The sequence below is a fragment of the Promicromonospora sp. NPDC060271 genome, assembly GCF_042726755.1.
GTDB lineage: Bacteria > Actinomycetota > Actinomycetes > Actinomycetales > Cellulomonadaceae > Promicromonospora.
In genome coordinates this window covers 1-17283 of record NZ_JBHXBG010000008.1, presented here as the reverse complement: position 1 = coordinate 17283, position 17283 = coordinate 1, and the positions used below count along the sequence as shown (strand labels likewise).

15 protein-coding genes and 1 pseudogene are annotated in these 17283 nt (G+C 71.9%); 8 read left to right on the top strand and 8 right to left on the bottom strand.

Annotation, left to right across the window (positions count from 1 at the left end; translation table 11 throughout):
- Positions 1-4: 4 nt before the first annotated feature.
- The gene (locus tag ACFWE2_RS02515; protein ID WP_377222627.1) at positions 5-409 is read right to left on the bottom strand and encodes a DUF1761 domain-containing protein; all 405 of its coding nucleotides are present in this window, start codon (positions 407-409) and stop codon (positions 5-7) included.
- 128 nt (positions 410-537) lie between these two features.
- Here ACFWE2_RS02515 and ACFWE2_RS02510 point away from each other — a divergent pair, with 128 nt between their 5' ends.
- The 3 genes from ACFWE2_RS02510 (at position 538) to ACFWE2_RS02500 (ending at position 2750) form a co-directional block, all read left to right on the top strand.
- On the top strand, positions 538-1320 hold the full coding sequence (locus ACFWE2_RS02510) for a MerR family transcriptional regulator (RefSeq protein WP_377222626.1): 783 nt from the start codon (positions 538-540) through the stop codon (positions 1318-1320).
- On the top strand, positions 1317-2039 hold the full coding sequence (locus ACFWE2_RS02505; RefSeq protein ID WP_377222625.1) for a GPP34 family phosphoprotein: 723 nt from the start codon (positions 1317-1319) through the stop codon (positions 2037-2039). The genes ACFWE2_RS02510 and ACFWE2_RS02505 overlap by 4 nt, the downstream gene beginning before the upstream one ends.
- 69 nt (positions 2040-2108) lie before the next feature.
- A complete protein-coding gene (locus ACFWE2_RS02500; RefSeq protein ID WP_377222624.1) occupies positions 2109-2750 on the top strand; it encodes a small multidrug efflux protein in 642 nt (213 codons plus the stop codon).
- Positions 2751-2784: 34 nt separating this feature from the next.
- Here the strand turns inward: ACFWE2_RS02500 and ACFWE2_RS02495 are convergent, their stop codons facing one another.
- Both ACFWE2_RS02495 and ACFWE2_RS02490 read right to left on the bottom strand, forming a co-directional pair.
- Positions 2785-3627, bottom strand: a complete 843-nt coding sequence (locus tag ACFWE2_RS02495; protein WP_377222623.1) for a TrmH family RNA methyltransferase — start codon at positions 3625-3627, stop codon at positions 2785-2787.
- Between the two features lie 79 nt (positions 3628-3706).
- On the bottom strand, positions 3707-4789 hold the full coding sequence (locus ACFWE2_RS02490; protein ID WP_377222622.1) for a DNA polymerase IV: 1083 nt from the start codon (positions 4787-4789) through the stop codon (positions 3707-3709).
- A gap of 372 nt (positions 4790-5161) precedes the next feature.
- Between ACFWE2_RS02490 and ACFWE2_RS02485 the strand changes: the two genes are divergently transcribed.
- Complete coding sequence (locus ACFWE2_RS02485) at positions 5162-5791, top strand: sigma-70 family RNA polymerase sigma factor (protein ID WP_377131873.1); 630 nt, start codon at positions 5162-5164, stop codon at positions 5789-5791.
- Here ACFWE2_RS02485 and ACFWE2_RS02480 read toward each other — a convergent pair.
- On the bottom strand, positions 5766-8699 hold the full coding sequence (locus tag ACFWE2_RS02480; RefSeq protein WP_377222621.1) for a hypothetical protein: 2934 nt from the start codon (positions 8697-8699) through the stop codon (positions 5766-5768). The genes ACFWE2_RS02485 and ACFWE2_RS02480 overlap by 26 nt on opposite strands.
- Positions 8700-8917: 218 nt before the next feature.
- Here ACFWE2_RS02480 and ACFWE2_RS02475 point away from each other — a divergent pair, with 218 nt between their 5' ends.
- The gene (locus ACFWE2_RS02475; protein ID WP_377222620.1) at positions 8918-10411 is read left to right on the top strand and encodes an RICIN domain-containing protein; all 1494 of its coding nucleotides are present in this window, start codon (positions 8918-8920) and stop codon (positions 10409-10411) included.
- A gap of 85 nt (positions 10412-10496) precedes the next feature.
- Here the strand turns inward: ACFWE2_RS02475 and ACFWE2_RS02470 are convergent, their stop codons facing one another.
- Positions 10497-11423 (bottom strand): hypothetical protein, encoded by a 927-nt coding sequence (locus ACFWE2_RS02470; RefSeq protein WP_377222619.1) that lies wholly within the window; start codon positions 11421-11423, stop codon positions 10497-10499.
- 187 nt (positions 11424-11610) lie between these two features.
- Here ACFWE2_RS02470 and ACFWE2_RS02465 point away from each other — a divergent pair, with 187 nt between their 5' ends.
- Positions 11611-12816, top strand: coding sequence for a sensor histidine kinase (locus tag ACFWE2_RS02465; protein WP_377222618.1), 1206 nt, complete (start codon positions 11611-11613; stop codon positions 12814-12816).
- Complete coding sequence (locus tag ACFWE2_RS02460) at positions 12813-13424, top strand: DNA-binding response regulator (RefSeq protein ID WP_377222617.1); 612 nt, start codon at positions 12813-12815, stop codon at positions 13422-13424. Before ACFWE2_RS02465 ends, ACFWE2_RS02460 begins: the two co-directional genes overlap by 4 nt.
- Positions 13425-13760: 336 nt before the next feature.
- On the opposite strand, the gene ACFWE2_RS02455 is transcribed toward ACFWE2_RS02460, so the two are convergent.
- Both ACFWE2_RS02455 and ACFWE2_RS02450 read right to left on the bottom strand, forming a co-directional pair.
- Positions 13761-14162: a YchJ family protein gene (locus tag ACFWE2_RS02455; protein ID WP_377222616.1), complete on the bottom strand. Its 402-nt coding sequence runs from the start codon at positions 14160-14162 to the stop codon at positions 13761-13763.
- 64 nt (positions 14163-14226) lie between these two features.
- Positions 14227-15060 (bottom strand): helix-turn-helix transcriptional regulator, encoded by an 834-nt coding sequence (locus ACFWE2_RS02450; protein ID WP_377222615.1) that lies wholly within the window; start codon positions 15058-15060, stop codon positions 14227-14229.
- Between the two features lie 101 nt (positions 15061-15161).
- Here ACFWE2_RS02450 and ACFWE2_RS02445 point away from each other — a divergent pair, with 101 nt between their 5' ends.
- The gene (locus ACFWE2_RS02445; RefSeq protein WP_377222614.1) at positions 15162-15992 is read left to right on the top strand and encodes an SDR family oxidoreductase; all 831 of its coding nucleotides are present in this window, start codon (positions 15162-15164) and stop codon (positions 15990-15992) included.
- Here ACFWE2_RS02445 and ACFWE2_RS02440 read toward each other — a convergent pair.
- A pseudogene (locus ACFWE2_RS02440) lies at positions 15920-17176 on the bottom strand (endo-1,4-beta-xylanase); the annotation flags it as partial. The gene ACFWE2_RS02445 and the pseudogene ACFWE2_RS02440 overlap by 73 nt on opposite strands.
- Between the last annotated feature and the right edge of the window lie 107 nt (positions 17177-17283).

The following is a 17283-nucleotide window of genomic DNA, read 5'->3' as shown; positions in this document are numbered from 1 at the left end:
CGGGCTAGAACAGCCCGATCACCAGCGCCATGGCGAGGAACAGCACGAGCTGGTAGCTGCAGTTGACGAGGGTCAGCTTCGGCGACTTCAGCTCGAAGGCGTTGTGCTGGACAAGCGTGGAGGCCGAGAACGTCAGCCACGCCACGAAGCCGACTAGCAGCGCCAGCCCGACCGAGTCGTCGTCGAACGCCGCCGACGCGACCGCGATGCCGGCCGACAGTCCCACCGCCGTCACGCCGTTCGCGACCAGGAGCTGGAGGGTGTTCCTCCTGCTGGCCTTCTTGGAGTCCTCCGGCGGGATGCCCGTCAGCCGCTGCCAGACGGCCAGGAAGGCTTTGCCGTACCAGACTCCCGCCACGACCATGCCGACGACGAGGGCGAGCGCGGTGGCCAGCCAGTTGATCTCCATGCAGCAGCTCCTTGGTCGACGGAAGTGCGCTCACGGCTGATCGGGATGCCGTGGCGGGTATCGCTGGGATTGACTGTGCCCCAAGGACATAGTTTTCACTGGTTCTCAACGTAGGGACGGTGAGAACAATGGCCTGGAGCACACGTCAGCTCGCGGACCTCGCGGGTACGACGATCAAGGCTGTACGGCACTACCACGCGCTGGGGCTGCTCGATGAACCGCACCGCGCAGGGAACGGGTACAAGCAGTACGAGACAGCCCACCTCGTCCGGCTGCTGCAGATCAAGCGGCTCAGCGATCTAGGGCTTCCACTCGCGCAGATCGCCACCATGGATCGCGCCGACCAGGTCCCGGACGAAGCCATTCGGCTGATCGATGCGGAGCTCGCGGCGACGATCGAACGGCTCCAGCGAGTTCGGTCAGAGCTCGCAGTCGTTCTGCGTCACCGTGCCCCGGTAGATGCTCCCCGTGGATTCGAGTCGGTCACGCACAGCCTCTCGGAGAGCGACCGCGCAATGCTCCTCATCTATGGGCAGGTCCTCGACGAGAGCGCCATGGGAGAGATCCGTGAGCTGGTGAGCCACCGGGATCCCGTTGACGACGAGTTCGACGCACTCCCGGTGGACGCAGACGAAGCGGCGATACAGGACCTCGCCGAACGAATGGCAGGTCCGCTCGCCGCGGCACAGGCCGCCTTTCCGGTGGTCAGTGACGCCGCCCAGTTCTCGACGCACAGTGCCGAGCGCACGGCCAGCACGGTCTCGCAGGCGATCGGCGACCTCTACCACCCTGCCCAGCTCGAAGTGCTGCGCCGAGCACACGCGATCGCTACGACCGGCTCAGTATCGGGCTCGGACCCAGAGCATGGCGCCGCACACTCTCGTGGCGCGACCGACGGAGGACCAAGATGACGAGCGCAGCCGAAGACCCTCTACCGAAAGACACGGCTGATGCCCGCCCTGCGGACCTGACGCTGCCGGAGGCCGTCATGCTCCTCCTGTTCGATCCCCGGAGCGGCACCTTCACAGGTGAGGGGTTGTCCTTGATGTACACGCTGGGCGGCGCGATCCTCATCGAGCTCGCCGCGCGAGGACACATCGAGCTCGACCACGAACAACGTCGTGCTCGCGCCGTCGGCCACGGTCCCGAGGACTCGCTGCTACGCGGAGCATGGGAAAGGGTCCCAAGATCCACGACAGGGATCAGAGGGCTCGTGGTCGATATCGGCACCCGGTCAAGAGAGAGCACGTTGAACCGGCTCGTTGCTCGAGGCGATATCCGCCAGGAGCCACACCGCCTCCTCGGCATATTTCCCACGCATGTACTCAGCGGCGGAGACACCGGTGTGCGTGACCGGTTGCTCGTACCGGTTCGTTCGGTGCTGGTGGACGGCACCGATCCTGACACCCGGACGGCCACGCTCGGTGCGCTCCTCTCGGCGAGCAAGAGCCTGGCCGCGATGCACGCCGACATCCCCTGGTCCGGTGACGTCTACACGCGGGGCAAGGACCTCGAGCGCGGTGACTGGGGCGCGAAGGCCACCGCCGACATCATTTTGAGCTCCGTGGTCGCACAGATCGTAGGAACCGCGTTCGCGACGACTCTCGCGACGCTCACGCAGCCCGACTGATCACCTTCACCCTGAAAGACGCAGCGTCGACGAGCGACTCTGCGCAACCGCCCACCGGGAACCACCCGCATGTGGCGTGCCCTCACGCGCGCCGATGACGAGTGCGCGCAGATCATCGCCGAAGGAGAGAGCACCATGAATCCGGTCGAACCACTGGTCCAGGGATTCCGGGACCTTGTCGCAACCGTTCCAGACGTGATCCAACCATTGATCATCGCGCTGGCCGGCGCCGTGCCCTTCGTCGAGGGCGAGCTCGCGACCACGGTCGGTGTGCTCGGTGGCCTCAATCCCATCGTGGCCGGGATCGCCGCAGCGGGCGGCAACTTCCTCTGCGTCTTCCTGATCGTCACCCTCAGCAGCCGCGTACGTACGGCGACCCTCGAGCGGCGTGCGCGGCGTGCAGCGGTGCATGTATCGGCCAGGTCGACGGAGCCAGACGGCGACGTGGTAGAGGTGGCGCCGACGAAGGAGAAGCCAGAATCAAAGGGCAAGGAACGTTTCCGGCGTTACCTCACTCGGTTCGGGGTACCTGGGGCGAGTCTTCTCGGTCCCCTCGCGATGCCGACCCAGTTCACCGCCGCGCTGCTGGTCGCCGGTGGCGTGCCCAAGCCATGGGTCCTGCTCTGGCAGGGCATCGCGATCATCCTCTGGACTGCGGCTTCGACGGTCAGCGCATGGCTCGCTCTGCTCGTGATCTACAACGTCGGCTGAAGAAGTTGCGGCGCACTGACGCCTTCTCGACGGTTCAGCTATCAGCGGGCGGCACGCGGGTGGCCCACGCAGCGACCGCCACCGCCGACGCCACGTTCAGCGAGTCCACTCCCCCGGTCATCGGAATCCGGACGGTCAGGTCGCACTCGGCGATCGTCCGGGCCTTCAGGCCGTCACCCTCGGTGCCGAGCACCAGCGCGAGCTTCTCGGGCGGGTCGGCCACGAGGTCGTCGAGGCTGACCGAGTCGTCCTCGAGCGCGAGTGCCGCCACCTGGAAGCCGTGGTCGTGCAGGGCCTGGATGCCCTCGGGCCATGGGTCGATCCGCGTCCACGGCACCTGGAACACCGTGCCCATGGAGACCCTGACCGCTCGCCGGTACAGCGGGTCCGCGCAGCTCGGGGTGAACAGCACGACGTCGACCCCGAGGGCCGCGCACGCACGCATGCCCGCACCCACATTCGTGTGGTCGACGATGTCCTCGAGGATCACGACACGCCGCGCCCCCGCTCCCCCGCGCGCCGCCGAAAGCAGCTCGTGCACACCCGGCAGCGGCGGCCGGTGCATCGCCGCGAGCGCGCCGCGGTGCAGGTGGAAGCCCGTGATCTCCTTCAGGAGCGGTTCCTCTGCGACGTAGACGGGCGCGCCGGTCTCAGCGATCACGTCGCTCATCGAGTCCAGCCACTTCGGCGCCATGAGGAACGACCGCGGCCGGTGCCCGGCCGCGAGCGCCCGCCGGATCACCGTCGAGCTCTCGGCGATGTACAGCCCCTTGGCCGGCTCGTGCTTGGAGCGCAGGACGACGTCCGTGAGGCTGTTGTAGTCGGCGAGACGCTCGTCGGCGGGGTCGTCGATGCGGACGACGTCGAGGGTGGTCACCCGTGCATTCTCCCTGACGGGTGCGCCCTTGTCGGGCCGGGTGAGATCCGCCCGCCGGATCAGCCGTCGGACCCGCCCGTCAGATCCGTCCGCGGACGGGCGTGCGCTCGACCGGGTCGCCGCCGTCGGGCATCACCATCTCGGCGCGCACGCCGAGCAGGCGGACCTCCCGGCCCGGCTCCATGCCTTCCGCGAGAGCAAGGACGGCGGTGGTCAGCTCGTCGAGCGACCGCGTGGGCGCCGGGAGCTTCTTCGAGTAGTTCTGGGTGAAGAAGGGCGCGTAGCGCACCTTCAGGCCCATCCGGAAGACGGGCCGGTCCTCGGCCTCGGTGTCGGCGTGCACCTGCGTGACGAGGTCCCGCAGGGCCGCCTCCACCTGCTCGGGCGTGGTGAGGTTGCGCTGGTAGGTGGTCTCGCGGCTGTGTCCGCGCGCGACCCAGGGTGCGTCGTCGACGACGGCGGAGCCGTGCCCGCGACCGAGGTCGCCGTACCAGGCGCCCATCCGGGGCCCGAACTCGGCGACCAGCACGTCGCCGTCGGCCGCGGCGAGCTCCGCCACGGTCGTGACGCCGTGGGCGGCGAGCCGCTTGGACACCTTGGGGCCGACACCCCACAGGTCGATGGTGGGCCGCTCCCCCATCACCTCGGACCAGTTCTGCTCGGTGAGGCGGAAGATACCCGCGGGCTTGCCGAACCCGGTGGCGATCTTCGCGCGGATCTTGTTGTCGCCGATACCCACCGAGCAGTGCAGCTCGGTGGCGGCGAGGACCGCCTCCTGCACCCGGTGGGCGACCGCCTCCGGGTTGTCGGCGTCGCAGCCCAGGAACGCCTCGTCCCAGCCGAGCACCTCGACCACCAGGCCGAGCCCGCGCAGCGTGTCCATCACGTGCCCGGACGCCTCGAGGTAGGCCTCGTGGTCGACGGGCAGGATGATCGCGTCCGGGACCTTGCGGGCCGCGATGCGCAGCGGCATGCCCGACCCGACGCCGAACTTCCGTGCCTCGTACGACGCTGTCGAGACCACGGCCCGCTCGGTCGGGTCGCCGCGCCCGCCCACGATCACCGGCTTTCCGGCGAGCTCCGGGCGCCGCAGCAGCTCGACCGCGACCAGGAACTGGTCGAGGTCGACGTGCAACACCCAGCGGAAGGCGTGCGGGCCCATGGCACGAGTCTCCCGGGACGTCCCGGTGCTGTCACCCGGTTGCGGCACGGTCCGGCACACGGCTCCGTCACGCCGTCCGTCACCCGGTTCCGTCACGCCGTCGGAACGCGGCCGGAACCCGCCTGAAACACCGCTGGAACGCTGGTTGCGCACGGGACGCGCATGGCATGCCGTTATCGTCCCGTTATCTCTCACAGCGAAATCCTCTCCGCTTCCCCCGAGCCCCAAGACTCCATATGCTCCGGGCAAGGAAAGTTCGTCCCGCTCGTGAGGAGAGTTGCGATGAGAACTACCCGAACCGCTCGGTCGTCCCGTGCACGCCGCAGCAAGGAACACAGTCCGCACCCCGCGTTGCCCCCGTCCTACGCTGCGATGATCGAGCGGACGCCGTCGCTGGACGACGCGCAGCTCGAGTCTCTCCTCGAGCGAGCAGTCGCCGGAGCAGACGCCGCGCGCACCCTGCACTCCACAGCGGTCTCCCCCAGCTTCCGCGTACAGCTCGAAGCACGGGTCAAGGACGGGCAATACGCGAAGGAGCGTCTCGTCCTCGCCCACCTCCGTCTCGTCCCGGCCGTCGCGGGCACCTACTCGGGCCGCCTGCCGTTCATGGACCTCGTGCAGGAGGGCAACGTCGGCCTCGTGCGCGCCGCCGACTCGTACGACCCCGCGCACGGCACGTTCGCCGCCTACGCGACCCGCTGGGTACGCCGCTCGATCGTCCGCGCGGTCGCCGCCGCCGAGCACGCCGAGTCGCCGAGCGAGAACGGCCCCACCCCCGAGCAGACGATGCTGCGCCGCCGTGTCCGGCAGGCCCTGCGGCACCTCGACGCCGTGGAGGCCCGGGTCCTGGAGATGCGTTTCGGCCTCCTGGACGGCACCACCCGAACCCTCGACGAGATCGGCCGCCGCCTCGGCGTGACCAAGGAGCGCGTGGCTCAGATCCTCGAGAGCGCACTGGCCAGGCTGCGCGACGTCGTCAGCCCGGCTCCGCTCGCCGCGTGACCGCCGGCTGGGCACCCGAAGGCCCAGCCGGCGTCAGCCGAGAGACGACTTCGTCCAGCGCCACGTGGTACGCCCACGACGACTGGTAGCCCGAGTGGGCGGCCACGGCGAAGAGATAGGCCGACCGGTCCATCTCCTCCGCCCCGCGGTCCACCTCGTTCGACCCATAACCCACCACGGGAAAGCCCATGAAGTCGGTGCGCCGCCACAGGTTCACCCACGCGGGCTTGGCACCGCAGGTCAGCAGTGACATCAGCGTGACCTGTTCCCCCGAGCCGGGCTCGGGGCGCTCCGGCGTCAACGGCGCCGCCGGAACCGCCCCGGGTCCGGAACCCACCGCCGCCCGCGCGGCCCGCACCTGTCCGCCCCACGGGTCCGCCGACCAGGCGGGCCCGGTGCACGGCGGCGTGCCGGTCGTCGTCGGGCCAAGGAGGTCCGGGAAGAACCGGCCGAGGAACGGGCGCAGCTGCGTGCCGTACGACAGGAGGCCGAGCCGGCCGTCGACGGTGTCGGGCACCGGGTTGCCCGCACGGATCAGGATCACCGCGGCGGCCAGCACGGCGCCGATCGAGTGCGCCGACAGCACCACGCGCCGGGTCGGGGCCACCCGCTCGCGCTCGGCGTCGTCGGCGATGTCGGCGCCGGTGAGCCAGGCATCCACCCGAGAGCGCACCTCGGGCACCGCGCGCTCGGCGTAGCTCGGCGGGCCGAACGGGTGGGCACTGCGCGGCAGGAAGCACATCAGGTCCCACACCAGGCCCCACGGACGCGACGGCCCGCCGCCGGTCGTGCCCGCCAGGGCGCTCGCCACCAGGGTCGCCGCGAGCACGCCGAGGGCAGGCACCGCCAGGCCGGACAGCCACAGCGGCGTCTGATACGTGCCGGTGTCGCTGTGCTGGGTGATCAGCGGGACGTGCGCCAGCAGGGCCGCGACGTAGGACGCCGCGGCGAGCGCGCCACCGGCGAGCTCCGCCCGGTGCGACATCGCGGCGACCTTCCGGCCGCGCAGCACACGCTCCAGCACGGGGTTCGGGCCGCCGTCGGCGTCCGGGGCGTCGGCGACCGCGCGCCAGGCCGGGACCGCCGGACCGTAGGGCAGGCCAGCGGTGCGGGGCGCCCTCGGGATCCACAGGTCCCGCGAGCGGACGGCGTCCATCACGTACGGGCCGGCCAGCGCCACGCTCACCAGCACGACGAACACCAGCGCGATCACCACCGACGCCGTGCCGAACTCGGTGTAGACCGGCGGGACCCGCACCAGATCGGTCTCGGGCACGTCGCGGGGCAGACCGACCAGGCCGTCGCCGAGGGGCTTCGGCGGCGCCGCCTCGCCGCCGCGCAGGAACCACTGCACGCCGAGCACCAGCAGGCTCGAGTACACGGCGGCGGCCGCGGCGGAGACCAGCAGGAACACGCCAGGCCCCGCGCCATGCCAGCCCTCGTACCGACGACGGCGCAGCACGACGGCCGCGAGCACCACCGCGACCGGGCTCAGGATCGCGAGCACGGCCACCGCGACGAGCAGGTGGCGCAGCGGGCCGTCGGGCTCGGTCACCAGCACGAACGCGACGCAGGCCGTGGCGACCACCGGCACGAGGCTCCACGCGGCGACCCCCAGGACGCCGCGGGTGGTGCGCCAGGCCAGGCCGGTCGCGGCGATACCGCACAGCCCGACGCCGAGCAGCGCGGGCACCAGGTCCAGGCCGATGAGGGCGGGCATCTTCGCGGGCTGCGGGCCGGCGAAGCACGCCAAGCAGGCCACCAGCCAGACGAGCAGCCCGGCCGCGAACACCACGAGGCCGGCCCGGCCCTTCGCGCGGGGCGCCGCGGCCTGGACGCCGTCGTCGTCCGTGCGCAGGGCGACGAACACGCACGCGCCGAGGATCACCACCAGGCCGGCCACGGGCAGGCCGGGCATCGGGAGGCCGGCGTCGGCGTACCGCGTCCAGGTGAGGTACTGCCCGGTCAGGGCGAGGGCAGCGCCCAGGTGCGCCCACAGCAGACCCGAGCCGGTGCGCTGGGACCAGAAGCCCGCCCGGTGCAGCGGCGGGCCCGACGGCGGCACCGTGCGCCCGGCGCGCATCACCGAGAACTTCGACTCGAACCGGACCTGGCCGCTGTGCGCCACGAGGACCAGCACCGTGACCAGGAGCACCGGAACGAGCGACAGCAGGGCCAGCCGGTCGCCGACGTCCATCCGGGCCAGCGAGTGCAGGGCGCTCGGGATGCGCGCGCAGACGGCGACCAGGGAGTCGGGCGCCACCGTCGCCAGGCCGATGCACCGCGTGCCGATGACGGACAGCGCGACCGTCGCCACCGCGGACACGAACATGAGCGTCAGGCCGAGCGCGAACACCCGGGTCAGCGCGGCGGTCGCCTCGGGCCGCAGGACGCCGGACGCCGGACGGGGGACGGCGGGCTCGTGCGAACTGGGTGCGTGCGCGCCTGGCTCGGGTACACCGGCCTCGTGCGCGCCCGGCTCGGGTGTGCCGGCCTCGTGCGCGCCCGGCTCCGGGGCCGGGATGCGGCGCGCCCAGTACGCGGCGTTCGCCAGGCCGAACGGGATCATCGCCGCCCACAGCAGGCGCACCGCAACGGTCCCGAGGACACCGAGCACACCACCGAACGGGAGGCCGCCGAGCCGCGCCATCGCGCTCCAGGAGTAGGCCTCGCGGCGCACGTCGGGCCGGATGGCGCGGACGTGGCCCGGCGGGAGCGCCTTGTCCCGCGCCTCGGCGTCCGGCGTCGGCCGCCAGAAGCTGCCCAGGGCGTCGCCGTCGGACTGGACCACCTCGCCCCGCGGCAGGTCGAGCGACCCGTACGGCAGCGCGTTCGCGATGCCGTGGATCCGTAGTTCGAGGATGTGGGGCTGCGGGCTGGTGGGGGTGCCGGGCGGCGCGCTCTCCATAGCGCCCAAAAATAACCCCCGAGAGGAGCGGCACCTGCGGCGACGCGCGCGCTGCCCCGCGCTGCGCCCGCACGTCGTGCGCTCGTCCCACGACTCCGAGAAGCCGGACCCGGCGAAGGCCTTTCGCCGCAATTCTCCCGATGTTAACGTTAATATTGAACTGCGTATTTCATCCGCCGCCCGGCTACGTGCAACGAAGCACGAGATAGGTCGACACCATGGACGCACGTCATGGCACCACTCCGCCCGCTCGACGGCCCCTCCGGACACTGGTGAGCCTCCTGGCCGCCCTCGTCCTGCTGCCGGTCGCAGCGCTGCCCACCGCCGCACCCGCCACTGCCGCGACCAGCCAGTTCCGCGGCATGAACTGGGCGGTGCTCGGCGACAACTTCAGCACCGGACCGCTCGTGCTCGACGGCCTCAGCAGCTCCGACGGCTACGCGACGGTCCAGGCCAAGGCCAACGCCGTGTACGACGACATGGAGTCGACCCTCGGCATCAACACGGTGCGCCTGCCGATCAACACGCACACGGTGGGCACCGCCTGGTGGAACAGCTACCGGGGTGCGATCGACGCCGCGACCGCCCGGGGTTTCAAGGTCATCCTGGCCTACTGGGAGGACGGCGCCGCCTCCGGCGGGCGGATCACCGACATGGCCGCCTTCAACACCATGTGGTCCACCGTGACCAGCCAGTACGGCTCCAACACCCGGGTGTACTTCGAGCCCATGAACGAGCCGCACGGCTACAGCTCGGCACAGTGGCGCGACGTCGCGGCGAACTGGCTCAGCTACCACTACTCGGCGGTGCCGGCCCGCGTCCTGATCGGCGGCACCGGCTACAGCCAGGACCTGCGGGACATCTGCAACGACAGCCGCTTCAACGCGACGCTGCTGTCCTTCCACCACTACGCGTTCTTCTACGGCGACAACACCTACGACGGCTGGCGCAGCCACGTCACGACCCGCCTCGGCAGCTGTGCCTCCCGGGCCGTCGTCACGGAGTTCGGCGGCGCGATGAACGAGGGCCTGAACTACGGCGACGCCAACAGCACCAACAACTTCGTGCGCCACATCCGCGCCGTCACGCAGGTCATGCGCGACACGGGGATGGGTGGCACCTACTGGCCGGGGATCGGCGGCAAGACGGGCAACATCGGGTACGACGGGTACTCGATGTACATCAAGAGCGGCAGCGGCACCAACCTCTCGCTCGCGATCCGCAGCGCCTCCGGCGCGAACCGGCTGCGCTGGGCGTGGGGCGACGACGTCGACCCCAACGCGGGCAACGGCGGCGGTGCGACAGTCACCGACATCGTCAACCAGGCCTCGGGCAAGTGCGTTGACGTGGTGAGCGCGTCGACCGCCGACGCCGCCGAGATCGTCCAGTACACCTGCGCAGGGGCGTCGAACCAGCAGTGGGCCCTGCGCGACCTCGGCAACGGGTACCACAACCTCGTCGCGCAGCACTCGGGCAAGTGCCTGGACGTGAACAACGCCGCCACCACCGACGGCGCCGCGGTCATCCAGTACACCTGCGGCGGCGCCACCAACCAGCAGTGGCAGCTGCGCGGCGTGAGCGGCGGCTACACCGAGCTCGTGGCGCGCCACTCGGGCAAGTGCCTGGACGTGCCCGCCTCGTCGACAACGAACGGCACCCGGCTCAAGCAGTACGCCTGCAACGGCGGCGCGAACCAGCGCTGGACGCTGTAGTCCGCCCGCGACCTGGCGCACGTGTCAGACGTACAGGTCACTCCCGTGACCTGTACGTCTGACAGCTCCGCCGTTCTCCGGACGGTCAGGAACCCAGCGTCGACGCGAGCACCGCGCCGGCCAGCAGGACGTCGTAGACCACGCAGGTCTCCGCGTACCAGCGCCACACCACGGCGTTCGCCCGGTGGTGGAACGCGTCCCAGAGGCCGTGCCCCACGAGGCCGGCCGCGAGCACGTAGGCCCCGGTGTCCTGCCCCACGAGGACGCCGGCCAGCAGGCTGACGCCCCCGAACACCGCGAGTCCCGCGGCCTGCAGCAGGACCATCGACCGCCCCCGGATGCTGTTCCGGAGCACTCCGACGACCGGGTACACCAGGGCCATCGCGAAGACCAGCCACGTCGGCACGCCGGCGCCCGCTCCAGCTCCCGCGCCGGCGAGCGTGCCGACCAGGAGCAGCAGCCCGACCAGCACCGGCCACCGCTCGCACAGCCAGACCAGGTCGAACCCGTGGACGTGCTCCGTGTACTCGGCCGGCCGCAGCAGCATCGCGCCCGCCATCGCCGGAACCATCAGCACGTGGCCCCAGAGCATCATGTCGCCCGCACCGACGGCGCCGACCCAGAACAGCACCAGCAGCACCGCGAACGGCGCCGCCATCGCCGCGTTCATCTCCCAGATCGCGGACCAGCCGTGCCGCCGCACCCGCATCCAGACGGTCATCGCGGCCACCATGTCCAGGACCATCACCACCGCGCCGGCGTCCGGCCGGGCCAGCAGCGCCTCGATCCCCACTGCCGTGCCCACCCAGTCCCACGCGGGTGCCAGCAGCATCATCCCGAGCACCATCACGACGACCATCTCGACCAGGTGCGCGTGGAACCGCAGCACCTTCCGCCACCGTGTCGTGGGCGCGATGTGGTGGGATGCCGCGTGGGCCACCCCGTGGGCTCCCCCGTGGGCTCCCCCGTGGATCGTCGGGTGGGCCGTCGTCCCCGCCGTCGTCTCCGCCATGGCTCCGTCTCCTTCGCTCCGGGCGGCGTTCCTCGCCGCACTGGTATCCACGCTGTCCGACGGCGAGCGCGGCCAGTAGTGCCGGACCGCACCCGGGCACGAGCACGTGTCACCACCCCGTATGACAGATGTCATCGAGCCGCGGCAGCCCGCCCCGCCGCGGCGTCCGCGCTGGCAGGATGGCGCCATGAGCAGCACCCCGACCGTCGTGGACGACGACGGCAGCGCACTCGCGAGCTTCCGCCGCAACATCTGGTGGGGCCTCGCGGGGACCGTTGCCTGCGTGCTGGGCTTCGCCGTCGGCGACTGGGTGCTCGACCCGGACGTACCGGCCGGGCTGCGCGCCCTCACGGGCCTGTCGACGGCGGCGACCATCGTGGCGTGCGGCGTCCTGCTGGCCCGGCGGATCCGGAACGAGGCGCCCTCGACCGGCTGGCTCGTGACCGCCGGGGGTGCTGCGGCGGTCGCGGCCGCGGTGCCGCTCGCGCTCGGCGAGTTCGGGATCTGGTCGATCGCGCCCGCCGCCACGATCTCGGTACTCGTCATGTTCCTTCCTTCCCGCCGAGCCTGGCCGGTGCTCGGCGCCACGCTCGTCCTGCTGCCCGCGGTGGGTCTGCTCACCGCCCTCGGCATGGACGAACCGCATCTGGGCCACGCCGCGTGGATGCCCGCCCTGATGGTCGTGGCGTTCGGTCCGGCGATGCTGGGCATGCTGCACGGCTGGCAGGTGGCGGCGCAGCTCGACGACGCGCGGCGGCTCGCCGGACAGCTCGCCGTCGCCGACGAGCGCCTCCGGTTCGCCGCCGACCTGCACGACATCCAGGGACACCACCTGCAGGTGATCGCCCTGAAGAGCGAGCTCGCGGCGCGGCTCGCGGAGGCAGACCCCGCCCGGGCCGCCGCTACGATGCGCGAGGTCCAGCAGCTCGCCGGGGACGCCCTGCGCGAGACCCGCGCCCTGGTCCAGGGCTACCGGCGCACCACCCTCGACGCCGAGATCGCCAACGCGTCCAAGGTCCTGGCGGCGGCGGGCGTCGAGGTCCTGGCCGACGTCGACGCCGGCCTCGCCGCGAGCCTGCCGCAAGGGCCCCGCAGCCTCCTCGGCCTGGTCGTGCGCGAGGCCACCACCAACCTGCTGCGGCACAGCCGGGCCACGCGCGCGGCGCTGGTCCTGGTGCCGGACGGCGCGGGCGCCCGCCTCGTCATCGACAACGACGGCGTCCGGCCGGCAGGGCTGGGCAGCGGGCCGGCAGGGCTGGGCAGCGGGTCCGCCGGAGGTGGCGACGGCACGGGCCTGGTCTCCCTCGCCGAACGGCTCGACGCCGTCGGCGGGCACCTCTCGTGGACCAGCGAGGGCGACCGGTTCGTCGTCACGGCTACGGTGACCGGATGATCCGCCTGCTGCTGGCCGACGACGAGGAGCTGCTGCGCGGAGCCCTCTGCGCCCTCCTCGACCTCGAGGACGACCTCCAGGTAGTGGCCCAGGCCGCCACCACCACGCACGCGGTGCAGCTCGCCGAGCAGCACCGGCCCGACGTCGCCGTGCTCGACCTCGAGATGCCGCCCACCGACGGGCTGCACGCGGCCGCGCAGATCCTGGCCCGGACCGACGGCACGCCGCCGCACGTCATCATCGTGACGCGGCATGCCCGGCCCGCGGTCCTGCGGCGGGCCCTGGCCGCGGGCGTGAGCGGGTTCGTACCCAAGTCGACGCCGGCGGCGCGGCTGGCGCAGATCGTGCGCGACGTCGCCGTCGGGCGCCGGTACGTCGATCCCGAGATCGCCGCGTCGGCGCTCACCGAGCACGAGTGCCCGCTCACCGACCGCGAGCTGGAGGTGCTGCGCGAGGCGCGCACCGGCGCCCAGGTCTCCGAGATCGCGGCAGCCGTGCACCTCGCGCCCGGGACGGTGCGCAACTACCTGTCCTCCGCGATGGCCAAGCTCGGGGTCGCCACCCGCCACGCGGCGGCGCACCGCGCCTGGGAAGAGGGCTGGATCTAGGGCTCGCGGTGGCCCAAGGGGCGGGCGACTCGCCGCCTGCCAGCCGCCACCGCCGGGCAAGGTGCGCTGTTTTGAGGGGTGCCAGGTGGACTGAACTACGTCCGGCTGCGCCACGGGTTTGCGGGCTGTGCTGAACAGTTCAGCCTGGCCGAACTAGGCGGGGCCAGGCTGAACGCAATTCAGCAGACCTGGCACCTACGCTCCGCCACTACCTTGCTGCCGGCCCGAGCCGCCCGGCGCGGCTCGGTTCCGTCCAGCGCCCCGCGGCCCGAGCCCGGTCCAGCGCCCCGTGGCTCGGTCCGGCCCTGAACCGTGCGACCTGCGGTGCAGCCTGGTCTAACGGTCGCCGACCTCCCGCGCGCCGTCGACGTAGTACCAGCGACCACCCTCGCGGACGAAACGGCTGGTCTCGTGCAGGCTGCCGCGAGCGCCGGTGGCCGGGTGGCGGTAGAAGGCGGTGAACTCGACGACGCCGGTGGTGTCGAACGGGCCGCCGCGCTCGGTGCGGTGGACGTCCAGGCGGCGCCACTGTTCGTCGCCCAGCCCGGCGGTGTCCGGCCGGGTCCGGGGCGCCCAGGTCGCCAGGAGATAGGCCTCGTCCCCGACCGCGAACGCCGAGTACCGCGCGCGCATCAGTGCCTCGGCGGTCGGGGCGGTGGCGGCGCCGGAGTGGTAGCGCCCGCAGCAGGCGCCATAGGTGTCGCCGGAGAGGCAGGGGCAGCGGTCGTCGTCGTGCACCAGGCGATCCTCTCACCGGGCGCCGGCCACAGCAGGCGGCGCGCACGCCGTCCGGATGTGCCGCCTACGCGAACGTCTCGTGCCCGAGCACCGCAAGCAGGCGGATCTTCTCCTCGGCCTCGCTGCCCGGCTCGGGCGTGAGCACCAGGAGCGCCTGTGCCTGGTCCTCGGTGAACAGCGCCTGGCAGGCGACGTCGATGCGGCCGAGCTCGGGGTGCACCAGCGTCTTGTGGTCCTCGAAGCGTCGCGACACCTCGTGCAGCTCCCACATCCGGACGAACTCCGGGCTCTCCCGCAGCAGGACGCGCAGCATCTCGTCGGCGGGCGAGCCCGGCCCGGCCGCGGCGTGGGCGGCCCGCAGGGAGGCGACCTGGCTGCGGCCCTGCCGCTCGTGGTCCTCGGGCGGGTACACGTTCCTGGAGTCAGGATCCATGAACCAGCGGTAGACGGAGCTGCGGGCCAGGCCGGTCTCGGGCGGCGTGCCGAAGATCGCCTCGGCGAGCCGGTTCTGCACCAGCGGCTCGCCCAGCCCCGACAGGATGACCGCCGGGGTGTCCTCGAGCCGGTCCAGCACGCGCAGCAGGGCTGGCGCGACGTGGGACTCGAGCGGCATGCGCCGCGGCACCCCGTGGCCGGCGAGCCGGAACATGTAGTCCCGCTCCTCGACGGTCAGGCGCAGGGCGCGGGAGAGCGCCGCGAGCATCTGCTCGGACGGCTGCGGCCCGCGCTGCTGCTCCAGCCGCGCGTAGTAGTCCACGGACATCCCGGTCAGGGCGGCCACCTCCTCACGGCGCAGCCCCGGTGCCCGACGGCGCGGTCCCGGCACCAGCCCGACGTCGGACGGGCGCAGGGCTTCCCGGCGTCGGCGGAGGAAGTCGGCGAGGGCTGCACGGTTCATCTGCCTATCGTGCGCCGCGCCGCGCACGGGAGCCAGGGACCGCGGGTCCCTGGTTCACCGGGTCTCTCCCGTCGTCGGCCCGGGCGCAGCACGGTGGAGGCATGAACATCACCGGTAACACCATCTTCATTCCTGGCGGGACCCGCGGTATCGGCCTCGCCCTCGCCCTGCGGTTCCAGGCCCGGGGCAACACCGTGATCGTCGGCGGGCGCAGCACCGAGACGCTGGACGCCCTCGCCGCCGACCACGGTCTCGCCGTCGTCCGCATCGACACGGACGATGCAGAGTCGATCCGGACCGCCTCGGCCGAGGTGATCGAACGGTTCCCCGACGTCAACGTGCTCGTCCCGATGGCCGGGATCATGCGGGCGGAGGACTGGCGCGGCCCAGGCTTCCTGGCGGACGCCGAGGCCGTCGTGACCACGAACGTGCTCGGCCCGATCCGGCTGATCGCCGCGTTCACCGAGCACCTGCAGTCCCGGCCGGACGCGACGATCCTCACGGTCTCCTCCGGCCTCGCGCACGTCCCGCTGCGGGTGACCCCGACGTACAACGCGAGCAAGGCCGCCGTCCACATGCTGTCGGAGTCGATCCGCCTGCAGTTCGCGGGCACCAGCGTGTCCGTGACGGAGCTCGTGCCGCCGTCCGTGCGGACCGCGCTCATGCCGGGCCACGACGAGGACCCGCACGCCATGCCGCTGGACGAGTACGCCGACGAGACCATGAGCCTCCTTCAGGCGCAGCCCGACGCGCACGAGATCCAGGTCGAGCGGGTCAAGTTCCTCCGCTACGGCGAGGTCCGGGGCGACTACGACCAGGTGGTCGACGCCCTGAACGCGTCGGAACCGATCGCGGCGGCCACGTCGACGGCGCCCGCCTCGGCCAGCGTCACCTCGGCCACGCCACCGTCGTCGGCCGCCTCGATGCGGTAGTCGCCGAGGAAGCCGCCGAACCGCACCCGGCCCTCGGAGTCGGTGCGCAGGGTCGTGGGCGGCAGCCACCACTCGCCCTTGACGAGCTCCCGCAGCCGGTCGAAGGCGGGCTTGCGCGAACCGTCCGCCCGGAGCAGTCCGCCCGGGGCATTCAGCCACATGCCCCGGTCGGACAGCCCCCAGTACGTCATCGCCTCGACGCGCGGGTGCGACAGCAGCGTCCGGTAGTGGCGCTCCACCTCGTCGGCCTGGCGCGCCTCGCCCTCCGGCGTCGACGGCCACGACTCGACCTGCCAGTCGTTGAGGTCCTCGATGTGCGCGGGCATCACGTCGCCCGACATGAGCGTCGTCTCCGTGAAGTGGATCGGGATGTTGTACCGGGAGAACCGGTCCAGGATCGCGAGGGTCTTCTCCTCGCCCCAGTAGCCCTGGTGCATGTGGCTCTGCAGGCCGAGCCGGTCGATCCGGATCCCGGCCTCCAGCACCGCCTCGACGAGGCACTCGTACGCGGTGGACATGTCGAAGTCGTTGAGCAGCAGCGTCGCGCCCGGGTTCTCGGCCCGCGCCTCCTCGAACGCCATCCGGATCATCTCCACGCGGCCCTTGACCCGGGCCAGGGGCGTGATGGCGTTCTCCTCGGCGGTGAACACGGGCATGATCACCACCTCGTTGATCGCGTCCCAGGTGTCGATCACGCCGCGGAACGCCCCGACGTCGCGCCGGATGCGCTCCCGCTGGAGACGCTCCACCTCCGCGGTGGGCAGCCCGCGGAGCCAGCCGGGCTGGACCGTGTGCCACACGAGGGGGTGTCCCTTGACCACGACGCCGCGCTCGGCGAACCAGCGCGCCGCCTGGAGCAGCGGCTCGGTGCGCGGCGCCCCGCGCTCGGGCTCGAACGTGCCCCAGTAGAACGGGAGCGTCGTCTGGTTGAAGACGTCGAACCACGCGTCCGCGAGCCGGCTGTCGTAGTCCGGGTCCTGCGAGGTCCCGTTCGCCAGGTCGATCAGGTCGAAGCCGATGCAGCCGAACAGGAAGGCGTGCCGCGTCTGCCGCACGACGACGTCGTGGTCGGCCAGCGGCGCGCCGTCCGGTCCGCGCAGGGTGACGGTCGCGTCGGCGCGGCGGTGCGCCAGGCTCGGGTCGGGCGTGCGTCCTTCGTCGGGCGCCGTGAAGAGAGAGGTCACCCGCCGACCCTAGCGGCGACCCTCACTCCCGTGGGGTCACCACCAGCAGATCACCCACCTCGCGAGAACGACCATGCGGTTGCTGCCAGAACCGGGTCGGCTCTGGC